This window comes from Nonomuraea sp. NPDC005650 (assembly GCF_040605375.1).
Lineage (GTDB): Bacteria > Actinomycetota > Actinomycetes > Streptosporangiales > Streptosporangiaceae > Nonomuraea.
Genome location: NZ_JBEXCR010000136.1, coordinates 1 through 1475 on the forward strand (window position 1 = coordinate 1; position 1475 = coordinate 1475).

At 68.5% G+C, this 1475-nt stretch carries 1 protein-coding gene; it reads left to right on the forward strand.

The window, feature by feature from the left end; translation table 11 throughout:
- The first annotated feature begins 101 nt into the window (after positions 1-101).
- Positions 102-1283, forward strand: coding sequence for an IS701 family transposase (locus ABZS69_RS67030; protein ID WP_355395662.1), 1182 nt, complete (start codon positions 102-104; stop codon positions 1281-1283).
- The last annotated feature ends 192 nt before the right edge of the window (positions 1284-1475 follow it).

Below are 1475 nucleotides of genomic sequence, written 5' to 3' on the forward strand. Positions count from 1 at the left end.
GCGGGTACTACATTCGTAGATCTTGATTCGTTCGGCTCCGCCACGCACTGTAGTTGACCCATTGTCGGTGCGTGACGTGTGCTCTGACCTACGATCTCGTCGTGTCCTGGGATGCGGAACTGACAGCGCTGACCGAGCGGATCGCCGGCCCCCTGTTCACCCGCCCTGAGCCTCGGCAGGCCTTCGCCGATCTGGTGCGCGCGCTGCTGGCCGACGTACCACGCAAGAACTCCTGGCAACTTGCCGACCACATCGGGCACGCCACCGCCTACCGGTTCGAGCACCTGCTGGACCGCGCGAAGTGGGACGCCGACGCCCTGCGGAACGAGGTCCGCTCCTACGCGCTGGCGCACCTGGGCCGCGACGATGCCGTTCTGATTGCCGACGACACGGCCGCGATCAAGAAGGGCGACAAGTCGGTCGGCGTGGCCGACCAGTACTGCGGCCTGACTGGCCAGGTGGAGAACTGCCAGGTCATGCCCATGCTCACCTACGCCTCGACGTCCGGGCACGCGTTCGTCAACCGGCGCCTGTACCTGCCCGAGGCATGGAGTGGCGACGACGCGCGGCGAGCACGGGCCGGGGTGCCCGAGCACGTCGTCTTCCGCACCAAGCCGCAACTGATGATCGACATGCTCACCGAGGAGATCGCGGCCGGCACGCCGTTCCGCTACCTGTGCGCCGATTCGGGCTATGGCCGAGACCCAGGCCTGCGCGCCTTCTGCCATGAGCGCGCGATCGGCTACCTCATGGCGGTGCCCGTCGATCTGCCCCTGCTCGCCCTCCGCGGCGGAGCCGAGCCGGCAGGGCACGTGCTCGACCGGCTGCTGGCCCGCGGCGCCCCGCAGATCTGGGAGCGCCGCTCGTGCGGGAACGGCACCAAAGGCGAGCGCGTCTACGACTGGACGGCCCTGGCCGTCGCCGTGGCCGGGCAAGCTCCCGCGCCCGGATACGCCCACACCCTGCTGATCCGCCGCTCGGTCAGCACCCCGTCCGAGGTGGAGTTCTTCCTGGCCCACGCTCCAGTGGACACCGCGGTCACCGAACTCATCGACGCGGCCGGGATGCGCTGGAAGATCGAGGAGAACAACGAGCACGGCAAAGACCTGCTCGGCCTGACCCAGTACCAGGTCCGCAAGTGGACGCCCTGGCACCGGCACGTCACCATCGCCATGCTCGCGCTGGCGTTCCTGACCGCCACGCGCGCCACCCTGCCCACCGATGCTGATGAGGCCACCGACGAGGGAAAAGACCGTCCGCTTATGGAGGCGTCGCCGCGTTGAGGGTCCTGCGGCTCTCCCTCGCCGAGATCCGCCGTGTTCTGGCCCGGCTGTTCATCCCCGCGGCCAATGCCATCGATCACGTCCTGGCCTGGTCACAATTCCGGCGGCTTCACCAGACGCGCGCCCTGACCAGCCACTATCGGCAGCGCGGCGATCCACTCCCACCGGATCTACGAATGTAGTACGGGGCGG